The organism is Mesorhizobium sp. M3A.F.Ca.ET.175.01.1.1, from assembly GCF_004791945.1.
GTDB lineage: Bacteria > Pseudomonadota > Alphaproteobacteria > Rhizobiales > Rhizobiaceae > Mesorhizobium.
This window is the reverse complement of sequence record NZ_SRTP01000067.1, coordinates 1-477: the sequence shown is the minus strand read 5'-3', so window position 1 is coordinate 477 and position 477 is coordinate 1. Positions and strand designations below refer to the sequence as shown.

At 65.0% G+C, this 477-nt stretch carries 1 pseudogene; it reads right to left on the bottom strand.

The features are described 5' to 3' along the window. Positions 1 to 477: pseudogene (locus tag EN818_RS33025) on the bottom strand (transcriptional regulator); the annotation flags it as partial.

The following is a 477-nucleotide window of genomic DNA, read 5'->3' as shown; positions in this document are numbered from 1 at the left end:
GCCATGCTCCCCGTTCAGATGGAGCGAGATTCCCATCAACGAGTGCGCCAATATCGTGGACACGGAGTCCTTGATGGTGCCGGCGATGACGGAGCAGCGCTCCGCATAGCTGAGCGCCGTCCTGAACCCTCCTGTGCGCAAGTGGAACATCTGCAATGGGCCCAAAACCTGGAGCTGATCGAGCGCATTGCCGCGTTCCTCGGCAATGGCCAGGCTTCTGTTCAATGCCACACGCGCCGCGTCCTGTCCTCCGCGCGTGAACATCAGGGACACACCCGAGGCCGCCTGAAGACGCATCTCGTCGGGCCCGCCATGCGTGCCGTCTTGGGCAAGAATTGCCTGGGCAGTCCAGCGGCGGCATTCGGTGAGCAGGGACATCGACAGGAGGACCGGAGCCGCGGCAGTGGCAAGCCGGATGCCGAGCCGGGTGTTCCCGCCGGGCCCGAAGCACCATTCCAGGGCCGCTCGCACATTCGC